The following is a 17,857-nucleotide window of genomic DNA, read 5'->3' as shown; positions in this document are numbered from 1 at the left end:
TTTTACAATAATAGCCTAAATTCATTTTCGTTAATTATTTTTACTCCCAGCTCTTGTGCCTTTTTTAATTTACTCCCCGCTTTTTCTCCTGATAATAAGAAATCAGTTTTTTTACTAATTGAAGAGCTGACTTTTCCTCCAGCACTTTCTATCAATTCTTTTGCTTCATCTCTTGTAAGCGAATCTAAAGTTCCTGTTAAGACAAAAACCTTCCCATGAAAAACATTTGATTGGTTTGAATTGTAGTTTGAATCTAAGCTCTCTTTTAGCGAAAATCCAATTGCTTTTAATTCTTTAATTAAGGTTTGATTATTAGAATCATCAAACCATGTAATTATTGCATCTTTTATCTCATTTCCGAATCCATAAATATTAGATATATTTTCAGGTGCCTCCTTCGCAATAGTATTAAGTTCTTCGATACTATGAAAGTTTTTTGTAAGAGATTTAGCATTCGCTTCTCCGATGTGAGGTATCCCTAAACCGTAGAGCTGTTTGTGCCAATTTTTGTTTTTAGACTCATTAATCTCTATTAGCAAATTGTTTGCAGATTTTTCACCAAATCTTTCAAGTTCTAAAAGAGAATCAATTTCAAGTTTGTATAAATCTGCGATTGACTTTACATATCCTTCATTTACTAATTGATTAATAATCTTTCCACCCAATCCTTCTATGTTCATTGATCCTTTACTGACCCAATGACGTAAAAGACCTTTTAATTTTGCTGGGCATCCAGAATTAATACATTTCGTTATTGCCTCGTTTTCTTCTTGAATTAACTTTGAATCACATGCTGGGCAGTTTTGAGGAAATTTTACTAATTTTGAATCAACTATCCTAAATTCTTTTATAACTCTAATAACTTCAGGAATAATTTCCCCAGCTTTTCGAACAATTATGGTGTCTTCATAATGAAGATCTAAAGAGGCAAGTCTTTTTGCATTATGAAGAGTTGCACGATTCACAGATGTTCCTGCAAGCTCTATCGATTCAAACTCTGCTACAGGTGTTACAGCACCCGAGCGACCTACTTGGAAAATTATTTTTCTTAACTTAGTAGCTTTCTCTTCTGCTGGATATTTGACAGCTATGGCCCATCTTGGAGCTTTATTTGTAGACCCTAAGATGTTTTGTATATCAAATTTATCTATTTTTACTACTATTCCATCCGTTGCATAGGCTAAGGAATCTTTTCCAATTTCCCAATACTTGTAATAGTCATTTGCTTCATTTAAGTTTTTTTTTGTTTCATATGTAGTATTAACTTTAAAGCCAATACTTTTTAAAAACTCAAGTGATTCAGATTGAGAATTTGGCTTTTTCAAATTGCTATCATCTGGCTCCCAATCTTCTGGTAAAAAAATACTATATGCGAAGAAATCAAGTTTTCTAGATGCAACTATTTTGGAATCTAATTGTCTTAATGTTCCTGCACATGAGTTTCTAGGATTTGCAAAGAGTGGTTGATCAGTATTTTTTCTCTCAATATTGAGTTTGTTAAATATATTATTGGGCATGAAAGCTTCTCCTCTGATTTCAATCCAAGAGGGTGGATTTTTTAATAATAAACGTAAAGGAATTGTAGAAATTGTTCTGATGTTATTAGTTATATCTTCTCCAGTTTTTCCATCCCCACGAGTAGCGGCTCTAGTTAAAATCCCATTTTCATATCTTAGCGAAATAGCATTTCCATCAATTTTTAATTCACATATTAGTTCTGGATTATCAATTTCCTTGATATTTTTATTGTCTGAACTTATTAATTTTCTGATCTTTGCGTACCATGCTTTTAATTCATTTACATTAAAAGCATTATCTAGGCTTAGAAGAGGAATATTATGATCAACATTTTTGAATCCTTTAGAAGGGATGCCTCCTAATCGTTGGGAAGGACTATCATTAGTAATTAAAGATGGGTAGCTATTTTCAATTTCAATTAATTCTCTATATAATTGATCATAAACAGAATCATCTATCTCTGGTGCATCTAATACATAGTAGGAGTAATTTGCTTTGTTGAGTAAAGCTCTAAGCTCTTTTGCACGTTCAAAATGTTGATTCAAGTTTGAAATCACTTCTCACATTTGGTTTCATTATGTATTTGCTTTCGCAATACGATCTATTTGCCAATTTTCGTTGATTTTAATGAAAGTGAAGTCCAGTGGCATTTCATTTTTTTTATCTTCTGATTTCAAGCTTAGTGTGAGCATTATTTGATTGTCTTCTATTCTTGGACGACCTGACTTCAAGTTTCTATATCGATTCAATTGTAAAGCGCCCAAAAATTTGATGAAGTCTTGCCTGTTTACATGTTGTTTATATGCTTTTGTAGTCAGTCTATAGGCACCATCAATTCGTCCGGCAGCTATTTGATCAAAAAACTTTTTCACAAGAGGATTAATACCTCTTGCGCTAATTACAAGTTTGATTGCATTAAAAGTCCAAAAAAGTAGAAGTGCGCCAACTCCTACTAAGAGAGCTTTTAAACCAATTGCTTTGATTAAAGCGCTATCCATGTTTGTAATTCCTTTTGATTAGAGAGTCTGACTTATTAGCTATGAGATTAGCTTGTTTGTTATTGATAGTCAGACAGAATGTTATCGGAATAATAAAGCTAATGAGTTCTCTGCATCAATGTCTTTAATACCTGTTTTACCATTATTCCTTGAATTAAACAGACAATATTTTCAGAATTCTCTTCTCGAGAAAGGAGTTCCCAAAGTCTCTGTTCGTTGGAGTGATGGTCGCATGCGCACTACGGCTGGGTTATATAGAAGTAAAACGAATTTTTTCGGAGTTAAAGCTAGTGAAATAATTTTGTCTAGACCAGTATTAGAGTATCTTCCCCAAAAAGCATTGAAGAGTACCTTGTGCCATGAAATGATTCATGCCTGGATTGATCTTGTCCTAAAAGTTGAAGAGGCACATGGGCCTAATTTTCATAAACGTATGGCAGAGATAAATTCCGCTCAAATAGATTTCCAAGTAACAGTTCGTCATTCGTTCCCCACATCAAAAAGAATCCCAAAATGGGTGGCAACTTGCCCTTCATGTAAAAGAAGTTTTAGTTATCGACGTATTGTGAAAGGCGCCGCTTGTCGTAGTTGTTGTAATAATTATTTTGGAGGTCGTTGGGATCAAAAATGTGTACTTGTATTTCAACCTTTTTCTAGCAGTACATAAATAATTTTTTTCTTTAATTGACTGTTATTTGAATTTTTGAATAATTTCATCTTTAAGGTATTTCACTTGTTGGTTTGAAAGCGTTAAATTTAAAAGATGAGCTCATATAACAATCGCAATCAAATTCGTCAGCGATCCCGAGTACCCCTTGATCGCAGAATGGATAAATGGATACAAACTGGAAAACAGGTTGTAGATGGCGTTGCAGGTAATCGCCCTGGCCAAAGAAGGGGAGGGTGGCAAGATAAAGAGACTTCAGCAAGTTTCGAAAAAGTTGGTCGTTGGATGGAAGAGAAAATTGATTGGTTTTTTGAAGAAGATGATGATTGGTTGGATAATGAAGATTTAGGAGATGAACCGCTTCGAGAAAGCATAAGCAATACAAAAAGACCCTTAACTGCTATTTCCTTGAGGGCTCCTAAAGCCTTACCACCTCAGATTCAAGGAAGGAGAAGCAATTCAGGCGAACTGGATGAATGGCCAGATGATCAATCTTTTAAATTAAATAAGTGGGAAAGAAAAGATAGTGAACCTAAGCAAAATGAACCCGAGTTAAACGATTCTTTTCAAAATGAGCGAACTCCTCAAAGACGAAAAAACATACCAAGATCTAGTCGAAGAAAATACTAGTTCTTGTTAAAAAGCCTTTCTTGGTATTGGTCCTAACCATTTTTCTAACTTTGGGCTGAAAACTTCTCTGATTACAGTTAATTCTTTTTGTTGGCGAAAAAATCGATAATGCCTACTCCAAAAAGGTCCATCTTCTTGAAATTCTTCTTTCAGCCACTTGGCATTAACTAATCCCAAGCCATCAACTTCTCTAAAAAGCTCGGAGCGTCCTTGGGTCAAGCTTTTCCAGATTGGTTGATCCTTATTTTGCAGATGTTTTTCTGATTCTTGATAATTCCACCAGCTTTCTGCCCATGCCAGGGTTAAGTTTCCACATGTAAGCCAAACTTGTCTTCGTAGCAAAGGTGGCTCTAGTTCATTGACTTCCTCTGGAACTCCATTTTGATTATTATTTTCCATGTCCATGGATATGACTTTTATGGCAACCTCATGCCCTGTTAAAAGCTTGAGATGTCTTGTTGGGCTGCCATCACCCAATAGCATTAATTGCCATGCTCCAGAGAGTTTATGATTTCCTTTCCCTGAGAGAACATTTTCTTTCGAGGCTTTCCAAATCACTTCAGGTGAAGGTAATTGAGATTGATGTGAATTCACTGTTATCAGCTTGTTATTTGTAGTGGATCTTTTCTTTCAGCTTTTTTCATTTTCTCTATTTTTAACCAAACAAGAAGTGCAGTGAGGTCTGCTTTGCTTACACCGGGAAGTTGAGCAGCATGTCCAAGACTTTTTGGCTGAGAAATTGTTAATTTTTCTCTCGCTTCTTTAGATAGTGTTTCTATATCATTGTAATTTAAATTTTTTGGTAATAACTTTTTACTTTGCTGCTTTAATTGATTTATTTGAGCTTTTTGTCTTTCTAAATAACCGGTATATTTAATATCTATTTCAACTCCTTCTGCCACATCTAAAGGAATACTGTTATTTGCTAATTTATAATTTATTAGGTCTTTATAGTGAATATTTGTTCTTCTAAGGAAATTTGCTAGTGTTATTGAACCTTTAATAGATGTTCCAGTTGAGGAATATATTTCTTTTGCACATATATCAGTTTCTTTAATACGCATTTTTTCTAATCTTTTTTTTTCTTGATCAATTAATTGTTGCTTAGTATTATAAATTTTCCACCTTCTTTCATCAATTAATCCTAATTTGTAACCGATTGGAGTTAAACGCCTATCTGCATTATCACCCCTTAAAATTAATCGATATTCACTTCTACTAGTTAATACTCTATATGGCTCTTTTAAATCTTTTGTAACTAAATCATCAATCATAGTTCCTATATAACTACTCTCTCTCTCAAAAATAATTCCTTCTTTATTATTTACTAATCTTGCAGCATTTAAACCTGCTACTAAACCTTGTGCAGCTGCTTCTTCATATCCTGTTGTTCCATTGAGTTGACCTGCACTAAATAAACCACTTATTCTTTTTGTTTCTAGTGTTGCTTCTAATTGTGTGGCTGGTATGTAGTCATATTCAACTGCATAAGCAGGTCGAAGCATTACGCATTTTTGCAAGCCTGGAAGAGTCCTTAAAAGTTCTAATTGTAAGTTTTCGGGAAGTCCAGTTGAAAAACCTTGTACATACATTTCTGGAGTATCTCTACCTTCGGGCTCCAAGAAAATCTGGTGTGAATCTTTGTCAGCAAAACGTACAATTTTATCTTCAATTGATGGGCAATATCTTGGACCTTTACTATCAATAAAACCTCCATAAATAGGAGTTAAATGAAGATTGTTTTTAATAAGTTGGTGAGTTTCTTTTGTTGTTCGCGTGATATGACAACTCATTTGTTCTCCACTTTTCCACGAAAGAGGATCAAAAGAAAAGAATTTATCTGAGGCATCGCTTAATTGCTCGTCTAGTGAGTCAAGATCAATAGTTCGTCTATCTACGCGAGCAGGGGTTCCTGTTTTTAAACGATCAGTAGTAAAACCTAACTTTTGTAATTCTTCAGTTAACCCTTCAGATGCTTGCTCTCCTGCTCTACCTGCACTCATGGATTGATTGCCAATCCAAATTCTGCCTCCTAAAAAGGTTCCTGTTGTTATTACAACTGCTTTCGCATGAAAAACGCTTCCAAAATAGGTTTTAATTCCCTTTATAACTCCGATTTTTTCTTGAATTCCTTTTGTGTTTTTTTTAATCTGATTGGGATAATGTTCAATTTCTAGCCCAGTAACCATTGCCTCTCTAATTTTTAAATTTGGCGTATTTTGAAGGATTTTCAGCATTTCATGAGCATATAACCGCTTATCTGTTTGTGCCCTTAATGCTCTAACTGCTGGTCCTCTGCTTGCATTAAGGACTCTTTTTTGAAGAGCTGTTAAATCGGCTAATTTTCCAATGACCCCTCCTAGCGCATCAACTTCATGAACTAATTGACTTTTAGCTGGTCCTCCTACTGCGGGATTACATGGTTGCCATGCGATTCGATCTAAATTGAGCGTAAATAAAGCTGTATTCAATCCTAATCTTGCAGAAGTCAGCGCAGCTTCGCAGCCTGCATGACCACCTCCTACAACAATTACGTCAAAACTTTCATTTGAAGATTGTTTGGTAATCATCAATTAAGCATTTAGGAATTTAATGTTCGAAGAATTAAGCAGCAAGATTTCTAAATCTAGTGAATTGGGGTTCAAAAAGTAATTTAACTGTTCCAACAGGTCCGTTTCGGTGCTTTGTCACGATAACTTCTGTAATTCCTCTATCAGTTGTTTCTGGATTGTAATACTCATCCCTGTAAATCATTAGAACTAAGTCCGCATCCTGTTCTATTGAGCCAGATTCACGCAGATCGCTAAGCATTGGCCTTTTATTGGTTCTTGATTCAACTCCTCTACTTAATTGAGATAAAGCGATTACAGGGACTTTCAGTTCTCTTGCCATACCCTTCAGACCTCTAGTAATCCTTGAGATTTCTTGAACTCGATTATCGGGTGAAGTACCTTCCATTAGTTGTAGATAATCAATCACAATTAGTCCCAGCTCTTTACCTTGTTCAGCAATTAGGCGACGACATAAGGACCTCATCTCAAGAACACTTGAATTTGGTTTGTCGTCAATGAAGATTGGTAATTGACCAAGTGTATTAATACCTTGACCAAGTAATGGCCATTCATCTTGTTGCAAACGTCCCGTTCTTAATCGACTGCTTTCAATGCCTACCTCGCTTGATAGCAGTCTGTAAGTTAGTTGCTCTTTACTCATCTCAAGACTAAAGACACAAACAGGTAGGTCATGAAGTTGAGCTACGTTTTTAGCCAAATTAAGAACAATTGAAGTTTTTCCCATTGCTGGTCTTCCTGCGACAATTATTAGATCGCTCCTCTGTAGTCCTTGTGTCATTGCATCCAGATCGTAAAAATTAACAGGTATGCCTGCTACGGATGTACCAAGTGATCTACTTTCTATTTCATTGAAAGTACTTGTAAGAATTTCGGCAGTAGGTGTTAAACCTTTGGATGGTTGCTCTTGGCTAATAGCAAAGATCTTTTGTTCAGCTTGATCAATGGCTTCTTCCATTGGAAGGCTTTGATCAAAGCCTAATTTGATTACATCATTTCCAGATTTAATTAATTGTCTGCGCAAAAATTTGTCGCTGATTAATTTAGCAACTTGTTCGATTGAGGCTGTAGATGTCACCCTCTCAACCAGTTCAACTAATCGGTTGTTGCCTCCCACTTTTTCTAAAGAATTTGTATCGGCAAGCCAAGCGCTCATTGCTGTTAAATCTGTAGGCTTGCCTTGGCTATGAAGCATTAATGCTGTTCTATATATTTCTCGATGAGCAGATGTGTAAAAAGCTTCAACTTGTAGCAAATCAGCTATTCTTCCTATCGCATCAGGATCCAATAAAATTCCACCAAGAACAGATTCTTCTGCTTCCAAATTTTGTGGTGGTATTTGGTCAGGTTGAGCTTCAAAACGAGGCTTTTCAATCCTGGAGTTATTAAAAGCTCCGAAATCTATACCTTGTTTTGAAAAATCCCCGTTATTTGAAGAGGGGGTGCTTATCATTTATTGCTTTTTGGACAAGGACACCTACTTTGGCTTGTTCAGGCAAAGATGCAACTATTAGTAACTTGTAACTTCAAGGTTTATCTCAGCATTTACTTCGTTATGAAGCTTGATTTGCACTTTATATTTCCCAACACCATGTATCTCAGGGACAGATATATCTCTACGGTCTATATCTTTTTTGGTGGCTTCTTTTACAACTTCTGCTACATCTCCATTTGTCACTGTTCCAAATAAAACTCCATCTTCTCCTACTTGTTTTTTGACAGTAAATCTTCCAATTGTTGTAAGAGCTGTTTGGAAATCAATAGCTTCTTGTTTTTTAGCAGCTTCTTTTTCTGCTTGTTTTGCTCTTCTGTGCTCAACTTGCTTTAAAACAGTTGGAGTAACTGGTAATGCTTTTTTGTTAGGTAATAAAAAGTTTCTTGCAAAGCCAGGAGCAACCTCAACAAGGTCACCATCATTGCCAAGACTTTTTATGTCTTCGTTTAGAACAACTTGAACTCTCTTAGCCATGGATTGAAAATGAATTAATGCTATTTATTTGTTATTAGTAATATTACGACGCGACAGGGAGTCTAATTTTTTTGGCTAAACCAATTGATTTCAAGAAACGTATATGTTGCCAAGTTAGGTCTATTTGATTTCGTTGAAGGCCATGCTTAGCTGAATTAGGAAAAGCATGATGATTGTTGTGCCAACCTTCTCCAAATGTAAGCGCTGCCACCCATTTATTATTTTTGGAATTATCTCCACTCTCATATGCAATTGAACCCCAACAATGAGTTGCTGAATTAACTAGCCAAGTTATGTGATAAACAAAAACCAGTCTTAGTGGAATTCCCCAAAGGACCATTGCCCATCCTCCAACGCCAGCTGATTGGCCAATTAAATAAAGCGTCGCGCCTAATGGCAGTTGCAAAAGTAAAAAATTTTTATTTAAGAAGCGATAGTAAGGATCTTTGATTAAATCTCCAGAAAGTCTTGGAACGGCTTTCATGGCAGGTACATTCTCAAACATCCATCCCATATGACTCCACCAAAATCCCTTGTTGCTGTCATGATGATCAGCTTCAGTATCGGAAAAAGTATGGTGATGTCTATGAAGACCAACCCAATCAATTGGTCCATGTTGGCAACTCAAAGCTCCACAAGTTGCAAAAAATCTTTCAAGCCATTTTGGAACTTGAAAAGAACGATGAGAAAGAAGACGATGATATCCAGTGGTTACTCCCAAACAAGCAGTCACCCAATACAAAAAAATAAATCCAGCAAAAGCTAGCCAACTCCAAAATTTAGCCTGCAAAGTAAATATAGTTAAAGCATGAATTGTGAACATGAATATGACTGTTCCCCATCTTTTTCTAGCCCTTTGATTATGAATACGTCTTGGTACATGCCCTTGGAGTTTCTTCGATGCAGCCATAGCTTTATCGGCAGCAACTGGTTTTTTTAATGGAGCCGAAGCCTCGATTAAACTTGAAACCATTAGTGATCCGTCTACTTGGTGTATATAATATATGATAAGGATCCTAATCAGGTCTATCTACCAATCTTGAATGTGATTTGTGACCTCTAGTTTTCGGGATCAATTGACTGCAGGTAGAAGGGCGATGGCTCATCTAGTGCATGTATGGCATGAGCGCAATGGCTGGTCTCATAAAGTTCTTCCTGCTTTGGCCGAATGCTTGGATCTGGGAAGGGTACATAGCTCTCAAATCTCAAATCTACGAAATGGAAAACTTGTATCGCCAAGCCCTGAAGTATTTTTTGCTTTAGGGAAGGTAAATCAAGTACTTTCTCGAGGGTTAGAAAATATAGAAAGTCAAATATTGAGTGTTCATCCTGAGTTGCATAGATCGCTTCAAGAATCAGCTATCGCTGTTCAAGGCAATGACAATAATCCCCTGTCTGCAGGTGACTTTTTTGAGATTTTTGTTGGTTTAGCATCTTTACCTTCCTCCTTTGATTGGTTTATTGAGGAAGCTGAGGCCCCTGTACTAAGTGCTGCGTTGTCTGACTATTTATGTAAAGGAAGGTCATGGAGAATGTGTAGAGAACAAGTAATGGCAGCTTATCCAGTAAGTAAAAAGCAGCGAAGAGACAGATTTGAAGCAGTTATGGCGGGTTTAAAAGATTACACAGCGGAGGAACTTGATGGTGAATTGCTAGATTTACATGCAACTAATAAATTGTTAAATACCAATAATTTGCAAGGTGCAGATGACTTTTTGGAGAATCTTCGGCAAAGAGGCTTATTACTTAAAGATCAAGAAAAATTAGAAATTATTTTTTCAGATTAATTGTATAAAACTTCTTGATGCTTAATTGAAAATCATATGTTAAAAAAATCCGCTAAAAATTTTGTTAATAATATAGAAAAAAAATTATACTTATCTATACAAGAAAAGACTGACAGTATCACACTTAAATTAGAAAAAGTATTAAAAGCTTTTTCTGACTCTCATCTAAACGTTCAACATTTTGCATCGGCAACAGGATATGGACATGGAGATTTAGGGAGAGACATAATTGATAAAATTTTTGCAGATGTTTTAGAAGCTGAAAAAGCAGCGGTAAGGCTTCAGTTTGTTAGCGGCACGCATGCCATTACCTCATCTTTGTTTGGTGTCTTAAGACCAGGAGATGATTTGTTATCTGTTACTGGACGGCCCTACGAATCACTTGAAGAAGTTATTGGATTGAGGGGGAATGGTCAAGGATCCTTGATTGAATTTGGAATTAACTATGAAGAGATATCTTTAAAAAATGATGGAAATATAGATTTTGTAGCTTTAGAAAAAGCTTTACATATTCCTAGAAAATTAATTTTTATACAACGAAGTTGTGGCTATACATGGCGTCCATCTTTGAGTATTGAGGTTATTAAAGAGATTTGTTATTTATGTCATAAAATTCAACCGAAGTGTATTTGTTTTGTTGATAATTGCTATGGAGAATTTGTCGAAACTAAGGAACCGACGACAGTTGGGGCAGATTTAATTGCAGGTTCTTTAATAAAAAATTTAGGGGGAACTATAGTTCCTACTGGTGGATATATTGCGGGGAGAGCTGATTTAGTTGATAAAGCATGTTGCCGCTTAACTGCTCCAGGTATTGGATCTGAGGGTGGTATTAATTTTGATTTAAATAGAACTATTTTACAAGGACTTTTTCTTGCGCCTCAAATGGTTGCAGAGGCCCTTATAGGTGCTGAGATTGTTTCAAGTACGTTTAGCGAATTGGGTTTTCAAGTTTTGCCAACACCAGGTTCTATGAGAACTGATTTGATCCAAGTAGTAAGAATAGGCAATCCAGAAATTTTACAAATTATTTGTAGGTCTTTTCAGGAAAAATCACCTATTGGATCTTTTCTTGATCCAATACCGGCTCCAATGCCAGGTTATGAAAATAACTTAGTCATGGCTGGAGGAACTTTTGTAGATGGTAGTACGAGTGAATTTTCTGCTGATGCGCCTATGAAACCTCCATTTGATCTATTTATTCAAGGAGGATCCCATCGCTCTCATGTCAAAATTGCTTTGATTCATGCATTATCCAATTTATTTCAGGCAGGATTCATCAAATTGCCCCAGAATGATTAAGCGTTTTTAGTTTTGACGCAATGGCTTTTTCCTTCCCAGATCATTTTCGTTTTGCTGACAGTCATGAATATGCTTTTGCTGATGATGAATTAGTTCGAATTGGCATCAGTGAATTTGCGGTAGATCAGTTAGGAGATATCGTTTTTGTTGATTTACCAGATGAAGGGACTTCAATAGTTAAAGGAGAGAGCTTTGGCTCAGTGGAATCAGTAAAGGCTGTAGAAGATATGTATGCTCCAGTTAGTGGAGACATTATCCATAGAAACAATTCTGTGTTAGCAAGCCCTGAGGAACTTCAAAATGATCCTCATGGCGAAGGATGGCTATTAATAATTCGTCCTGATCACCCTGATCAATTACAAGAGCTTATGGATTCTGAAACTTATTCAAAGAAAATTGCTCCGTAGAATTTTACTTAATAATTTTTTCTTACAACAAATCAGGAAATTTTTCTCTACAGTGGCCTTCCCTCCAATAACTTTACTTGCTTGTGCTTGAGAACAAGCTCATGTCAAAAGCAGAATTAAAGGATTTCACTTTTAAGTCTCGCCATTTAGGTCCAACCAACGAAGACGAAGCTTTTATGCTTCAAAATCTTGGTTTTGAAAATATGGAAGATTTCATATCTTCTGTAATTCCTGATGAAATCTTTGATTCAGAAATAAATGGTGTTTCTCTTTCATGTGGGTGTGATCAAAATGAAGCGTTGAAAGAAATCAAAATTATTTCCAAGAAAAATATTGAAAATCGATCGTTGATTGGTCTGGGTTATCATTCGACACTCATACCTCCAGTTGTACAAAGAAATGTTCTAGAAAATCCCAATTGGTACACAGCTTATACTCCTTATCAAGCAGAAATATCTCAAGGGAGATTAGAAGCTTTATTTAATTTTCAGACTTTAATAAGTGAATTAACAGGCTTGCCTATAGCAAATGCATCTTTACTTGATGAAGCAACTGCGGCAGCTGAGGCAATAAGTTTGAGTTTAGCTGTTAGAAAAAATAAAAATGCTAATAAATTTTTAGTAGATCAAGAGATTTTGCCTCAAACATTTGACGTCTTAAAAACTCGATGTGAACCACTGGGAATTGTACTGGAGTTCTTTGATAATAATAATTTTGAAATTGATAATAATGTCTTCGGAATACTTATTCAGTTACCTGGAAAAAATGGTCGTATTTGGGACCCAACCTCAGTAATTAAGAAAGTTCATAAATTTGATGCAATTGTAACCATCTCAATTGATCCTTTGGCTCAAGTTTTGATTAAACCTATGGGTGAATTTGGCGCTGATATTGTTGTTGGAAGTGCGCAAAGATTTGGAGTACCTATTGCATGTGGTGGACCACATGCAGCTTTTTTTGCAACTAAAGAAATATATAAAAGACAAATACCAGGTAGGATTGTCGGCCAATCAGTTGACGTAGAGGGCAATCAAGCTTTGAGACTTGCCCTGCAAACAAGAGAGCAACATATTCGAAGGGATAAAGCAACAAGTAACATTTGCACAGCCCAAGTTTTATTGGCTATTCTTTCTTCTTTTTATGCAGTTCATCATGGTCCAAGTGGTCTTAAGAAAATTGCAAACAAGATCCTTAAATATAGGTCAGATTTTGAATATATTTTAAGTAATCTTGAATATCCTTCAGATAAATATTCAGGGTTTGATAGTATTGACATATATTGTCCAGAAGCATCAAAAGTTATTCAGTCAGCTTCTGAAGAAGGATATAATCTTAGAGTTCTGCCTATTGGATCAGATGTTGAGAATGCAAATGGTTTTGGTGTAACTTTCGATGAATTAACTTGTGATCAAGAAATTTATAAATTGTATACAATACTTGCAAAAATTAAAGGAAAAAATGTACATGATATTCCTAAGATTATTAATGAAAATGATTCACTAAAAGATATCCCACTTCGCGAAAAACCTTGGCTTGAACAATTGGTATTTAATCAATATCAAAGTGAGACTGATTTAATGAGATACATTCACTTTTTAGCATCGAAAGATTTTTCTCTCGTGCAAGGAATGATTCCGTTGGGGAGTTGCACTATGAAATTGAATGCAGCTGCTGAACTTTTACCAATTGAATGGAGCGAGTTTTCTTCTATTCATCCTTTTGCTCCTCCCACTCAATTAGCTGGTTTCCAGGAAATAATTAATGACCTTGAAAGATGGCTGTCTACTTTAACTGGCTTTCAGGGAGTTTCTCTTCAGCCAAATGCAGGTTCCCAAGGAGAATTTGCTGGTTTGCTTGTAATACGTTCATGGCATCAGTCTCGTGGTGAGGAGCATAGAGATATTTGCTTGATTCCAACAAGCGCCCATGGTACAAATCCAGCTAGCGCGGTCATGTCTGGTTTTAAAGTTGTCTCGGTGAAATGTGATGAATACGGCAATGTTGATTTGGAAGACCTAAGAAATAAAGCAAAGATTTATTCAAAGAATTTGGCTGCATTGATGGTTACCTATCCCTCAACTCATGGAGTATTTGAGCCAAAGATTCGTGAAATGTGCCAAGTCATTCATCAAGAGGGCGGTCAGGTTTATTTGGATGGTGCAAATCTGAATGCTCAAGTAGGTATTTGCAGGCCAGGATCTTATGGCATAGATGTCTGCCATTTAAATCTTCATAAAACCTTTTCTATCCCTCATGGAGGAGGAGGCCCAGGCGTAGGTCCCATAGCTGTTGCAGGCCATTTAGCTCCTTATCTTCCTGGGCATTCAGTTGTTAAGTGTGGAGGAGAAAAGGCTATTTCAGCAGTTTCAGCAGCTCCATTTGGCAGCGCTGGAATATTGCCTATTAGTTGGATGTACATACGTATGATGGGTAAAGATGGATTACGCAAAGCAAGTTCAATTGCTATCCTCTCTGCTAATTATTTAGCAAAACGACTTGATCCTTATTATCCAGTTTTATTTAAAGATCCCAATGGCTTGGTAGCTCATGAATGCATATTAGATTTAAGACCTTTAAAGAGTCAGTTAGGTATAGAAGTTGAGGATGTTGCTAAGAGATTGATGGATTATGGTTTTCATGCTCCAACAATCAGTTGGCCTGTCGCTGGCACTTTGATGGTTGAACCAACAGAAAGTGAAAGTTTGTCTGAATTAGATCGTTTTTGTGAGGCGATGATTGGAATAAGAGAAGAAATTGAACAAATCAAATTAGGAAAGAGTGATCCTACTAATAATCCTTTAAAACAATCTCCACATACTTTAAACACAGTTACATCCGATGATTGGGATAGACCTTATTCTCGTAAAGAAGCCGCTTTCCCTTTGAACAGTCAGGAAAAATATAAATTTTGGCCATCAGTTTCACGTATTAATAATGCTTATGGAGACAGGAATTTGATATGTAGTTGTCCTTCAGTTCAAGATTTAGAAGATACTAATTCTATTTGAAGACTGGTTAAAAGTTGTTTTATTAGTTAAATTTCAAGCGAAAACCAATTTATTGGTTATTTTCGGCTGTTTTGCAATTTTTTCTAGTAATTTTTGCCGCAGCTTTAAATTTTATGGGGACCAAATGACCAAAAAAACATCTTTTGATTTTCCAGATCAAATGACAAAAAAGGATGATGTTTCCTTGCCTTCTTTTTCTAATTGCTTTGAATCTGTTTTAAATAAAGGAGAACTTTTGCAAGTTGCTGGAACTAATGTTGTTCGAGTTCCATTTGGTGTTCGACAGCCTAAGAAACAAAGGCCTGCAAAACTTTCTACATGGGCAACTTTGGTATTACCTCTGCAATCATTTGATTCCCCAACGCCACCACCTCATGCAGCGTAAAAACTAAGCAGCGATATTTGATTGTTTTTTGTCTAAAACGTCATTGTAATAACTTCTCAATTGTTTAGTAGCTCCTGCCCAACCCCATCTCTCAGCTTCTGAACGAGCTGCCTGTCTCATCTCAGTGCGTTCTATTTCGTTGCCCAATAATTTTTTTGTAGCCTCTATCAAACTTAAAGCCCCATCATCATCTGCATCAGGATTGTATAAACATCCATTTTCTCCATCTGAAATGATATCTGGGATTCCACCTTTATTTGCTCCTACGACTGGGCATCCAGCTGCCATTGCTTCTAAAAGCACTAACCCAAGGGTTTCTGTACTTGAGGGAAATAAGAAAGCATCACCAGAGGCATAAGCACTTGCTAATTCATTCCCACTTAGATATCCCACAAAGGTAGTAGAGGTTCCCTGGAAAATTTTTTCTAATTGTTGTCTATATGGACCATCTCCAACAAGGGCTAGTCGAGTGCTTGGTAGTGCTTCAAGTACAGGTTTAATTCTCTCAATTTGTTTTTCAGCTGAGAGTCTTCCTACGTATATCAATAGAGATCCTTCATCGCTAAAGTTTCCTAAAAGACGTCTTCTCATTTGTTCATCTCTTAGTTCTGGCCTGAAAATATCTGTATCAACTCCTCTTTGCCATAACGCAGTATTTTGAATTCCTTTTTCCGATAGTTCTTTCACCATCGCAGTTGAAGTACATAGATTTAGAGTTGCCTGATTATGCGCAGCTTTTAACAATTCCCATAAAAGCGGTTCTAACATACCCATGCCATAGTGCTCTAAATACTTAGGTAAATGAGTATGGTAACTAGCTACTAGTGGAACATTGTTTGTTTTAGCTAGCCAAATACCACCCAATCCAAGTACAGCAGGGTTAACAACATGAATGAGGTCAGGTTTAAAGTTTTCTAATTCATCTGAAACACCTGGGCCAGGAAGCCCTAATTTCAGTTCTGGATATAAGGGTAATGGCATCGCGGGGACCCCTACAACTTTTGCACCCATATATTTTGATGGACAGCCTTCTGGACAAAAAACGGTAACCTCATCACCTGATTGAACTAAATTTTGAATTGTTTTTGTTAAACGCGTGACTATCCCATCAACCTTAGGGAGGAAAGTTTCTGTAAAAAAAGCTATTTTCACTGAACGAGTCTTTTCAAGATTTTGTACTAGTTAGGTTTAGGATTTATTTATTGCCTTTGCTTGGGTTGATGTCCATGCAGATACACAAGGTATTCGTTTTAGATCGCATCGATTGGAGAATTTTTTCGCGACATCAACAACTTCTGCTAAAAGTCCATTATCCAGAGTTGTGGGATCTAATCCAAGCTCAATAAAACATCGATTATCAACTATTAAATCGTTTTCGACCGCTTCGTTTCTTGGGTTTGGAAGATAATTAATTTTTGCTCCAGTGAGAGAGGCTACTTTTTTAGCTAATTCCCCGACTTGGTGACTTTCCGTCATTTGGTTGAAAATTTTCACCCTCTCACCTTTTTCCGGAGGATTTTCCAGTGCCAGCTGAACACATTTTACTGAATCTTGTATATGAATAAATGCTCTGGTTTGTCCACCAGTGCCGTGGACTGTTAATGGATATCCAATGGCAGCTTGCATTAAAAATCGATTTAATACTGTTCCGTAATCACCGTCATAGTCAAATCGATTAGTGAGTCGTGGATCACGGCTTGTGACATCAGTATTTGTTCCCCATACAATTCCTTGATGAAGATCAGTGATTCTGATCAGGTCATTTTTGTTGTAGTAAAGAAAGAGCAATTGATCGAGCGTTTTTGTCATGTGATAAACGCTCCCAGGACTAGCTGGATGAAGGATTTCTTCTTCAAAACGACTGCCATCTGGTTGTGGTACTTCAACCTTTAAGTAACCCTCAGGAATGGTTGCGCCTCTATGGGAACCATAGCCATAAACCCCCATTGTCCCAAGATGAACAATGTGAATATCTAATTGAGATTCAACAATTGCAGCGAGTAAATTATGGGTACCATTCACATTGTTATCCACTGTATATCTTTTGGTTGCGCTGCTTTTCATGGAATATGGAGCAGCACGCTGTTCAGCAAAATGAATTATTGAATCAGGCTTTTCCTCGATCAAAAGATCTAAAAGCTTTTGATATTCAGATGCAAGATCTAAATGAATAAATTGAATAGGTTTTCCACCTATCTCAGACCAAGCTTGAATCCTTTCACCAATACTTGTGATTGGCGTTAAGGATTCAACTTCAAGGTCTATATCGATTTTTCGACGACTAAGATTATCCACGATGAATACATCATGACCCTTGTCAGCAAGATTTACTGCACAAGGCCATCCGCAGAAGCCGTCACCACCAAGAACGAAAACTTTCACTCTAAACTCCAAAAGACAGAGCAAATGCTCATATTATTCAAGCTACTACAAGGGTTTCACTTGATTGTTAAAGAATATGCGATAAGCCCAATTACAAGGATAACTCCAGCAAGGGTAAAAAGCCAAGAACCTTTGTTGCCACTGCTTTCTTTTGTAAGAATTTCAATTTTTGGTTCATCTGCAAAAACGTTAAGCCTGCCTTGACTTTCTCTAGTGACTGCCATGTTTTTTTGT

The 17,857-nt window shown here is 36.5% G+C and carries 17 protein-coding genes; 7 read left to right on the top strand and 10 right to left on the bottom strand.

Annotated features, from left to right (window positions below; translation table 11 throughout):
* Positions 1-2: 2 nt before the first annotated feature.
* The gene (gene ligA, locus O5639_RS07240; RefSeq protein WP_269623879.1) at positions 3-2,075 is read right to left on the bottom strand and encodes an NAD-dependent DNA ligase LigA; all 2,073 of its coding nucleotides are present in this window, start codon (positions 2,073-2,075) and stop codon (positions 3-5) included.
* A gap of 18 nt (positions 2,076-2,093) precedes the next feature.
* Positions 2,094-2,516, bottom strand: a complete 423-nt coding sequence (locus O5639_RS07235) for a hypothetical protein (RefSeq protein WP_269623878.1) — start codon at positions 2,514-2,516, stop codon at positions 2,094-2,096.
* Positions 2,517-2,568: 52 nt separating this feature from the next.
* On the opposite strand from O5639_RS07235, the gene O5639_RS07230 reads away from it, so the two are divergent.
* A complete protein-coding gene (locus O5639_RS07230; protein WP_269623877.1) occupies positions 2,569-3,183 on the top strand; it encodes a SprT family zinc-dependent metalloprotease in 615 nt (204 codons plus the stop codon).
* 96 nt (positions 3,184-3,279) lie between these two features.
* Complete coding sequence (locus O5639_RS07225; RefSeq protein ID WP_269623876.1) at positions 3,280-3,813, top strand: RNA helicase; 534 nt, start codon at positions 3,280-3,282, stop codon at positions 3,811-3,813.
* 6 nt (positions 3,814-3,819) lie between these two features.
* Here O5639_RS07225 and O5639_RS07220 read toward each other — a convergent pair whose 3' ends face one another.
* From O5639_RS07220 to O5639_RS07200, 5 genes are read right to left on the bottom strand one after another with little or no spacing between them, the layout of a single operon-like run.
* Positions 3,820-4,407, bottom strand: a complete 588-nt coding sequence (locus O5639_RS07220; RefSeq protein ID WP_269623875.1) for a chorismate lyase — start codon at positions 4,405-4,407, stop codon at positions 3,820-3,822.
* Between the two features lie 5 nt (positions 4,408-4,412).
* Positions 4,413-6,383, bottom strand: coding sequence for a tRNA uridine-5-carboxymethylaminomethyl(34) synthesis enzyme MnmG (gene mnmG / locus O5639_RS07215; protein WP_269623874.1), 1,971 nt, complete (start codon positions 6,381-6,383; stop codon positions 4,413-4,415).
* A gap of 34 nt (positions 6,384-6,417) precedes the next feature.
* Positions 6,418-7,836 (bottom strand): replicative DNA helicase, encoded by a 1,419-nt coding sequence (dnaB, locus tag O5639_RS07210; protein WP_269623873.1) that lies wholly within the window; start codon positions 7,834-7,836, stop codon positions 6,418-6,420.
* Positions 7,837-7,893: 57 nt separating this feature from the next.
* Positions 7,894-8,352, bottom strand: coding sequence for a 50S ribosomal protein L9 (rplI, locus tag O5639_RS07205; RefSeq protein WP_011824637.1), 459 nt, complete (start codon positions 8,350-8,352; stop codon positions 7,894-7,896).
* Between the two features lie 43 nt (positions 8,353-8,395).
* Entirely contained in the window at positions 8,396-9,325 is a 930-nt protein-coding gene (locus O5639_RS07200; protein WP_269623872.1) for an acyl-CoA desaturase, read from the bottom strand.
* A 79-nt stretch (positions 9,326-9,404) separates the two neighbouring features.
* On the opposite strand from O5639_RS07200, the gene O5639_RS07195 reads away from it, so the two are divergent.
* From O5639_RS07195 to O5639_RS07175, 5 genes are all read left to right on the top strand, one after another.
* On the top strand, positions 9,405-10,139 hold the full coding sequence (locus tag O5639_RS07195; protein WP_269623871.1) for a hypothetical protein: 735 nt from the start codon (positions 9,405-9,407) through the stop codon (positions 10,137-10,139).
* Between the two features lie 36 nt (positions 10,140-10,175).
* The gene (locus O5639_RS07190) at positions 10,176-11,441 is read left to right on the top strand and encodes an aminotransferase class I/II-fold pyridoxal phosphate-dependent enzyme (RefSeq protein WP_269623870.1); all 1,266 of its coding nucleotides are present in this window, start codon (positions 10,176-10,178) and stop codon (positions 11,439-11,441) included.
* Positions 11,442-11,461: 20 nt separating this feature from the next.
* The gene (gene gcvH / locus O5639_RS07185; protein ID WP_269623869.1) at positions 11,462-11,848 is read left to right on the top strand and encodes a glycine cleavage system protein GcvH; all 387 of its coding nucleotides are present in this window, start codon (positions 11,462-11,464) and stop codon (positions 11,846-11,848) included.
* A gap of 101 nt (positions 11,849-11,949) precedes the next feature.
* Entirely contained in the window at positions 11,950-14,856 is a 2,907-nt protein-coding gene (gene gcvP / locus O5639_RS07180) for an aminomethyl-transferring glycine dehydrogenase (protein WP_269623868.1), read from the top strand.
* 124 nt (positions 14,857-14,980) lie between these two features.
* Positions 14,981-15,241 carry a hypothetical protein gene (locus tag O5639_RS07175; protein ID WP_269623867.1) on the top strand — a complete coding sequence of 87 codons (261 nt, stop codon included), beginning with the start codon at positions 14,981-14,983 and terminating at the stop codon, positions 15,239-15,241.
* Between the two features lie 3 nt (positions 15,242-15,244).
* On the opposite strand, the gene O5639_RS07170 is transcribed toward O5639_RS07175, so the two are convergent.
* Genes O5639_RS07170 through O5639_RS07160 form a run of 3 tightly spaced genes read right to left on the bottom strand, consistent with a single transcriptional unit; the run spans position 15,245 to position 17,847 of the window.
* Complete coding sequence (locus O5639_RS07170) at positions 15,245-16,393, bottom strand: glycosyltransferase family 4 protein (protein ID WP_269623866.1); 1,149 nt, start codon at positions 16,391-16,393, stop codon at positions 15,245-15,247.
* A 36-nt stretch (positions 16,394-16,429) separates the two neighbouring features.
* Positions 16,430-17,623, bottom strand: a complete 1,194-nt coding sequence (locus tag O5639_RS07165; RefSeq protein ID WP_269623865.1) for an NAD-dependent epimerase/dehydratase family protein — start codon at positions 17,621-17,623, stop codon at positions 16,430-16,432.
* A 56-nt stretch (positions 17,624-17,679) separates the two neighbouring features.
* The gene (locus O5639_RS07160) at positions 17,680-17,847 is read right to left on the bottom strand and encodes a high light inducible protein (RefSeq protein WP_269623864.1); all 168 of its coding nucleotides are present in this window, start codon (positions 17,845-17,847) and stop codon (positions 17,680-17,682) included.
* Between the last annotated feature and the right edge of the window lie 10 nt (positions 17,848-17,857).

Origin of the sequence: Prochlorococcus marinus str. MIT 1214, assembly GCF_027359355.1 — a bacterium.
GTDB lineage: Bacteria > Cyanobacteriota > Cyanobacteriia > PCC-6307 > Cyanobiaceae > Prochlorococcus_B > Prochlorococcus_B marinus_F.
This window is presented reverse-complemented; position numbering and strand designations above follow the sequence as displayed.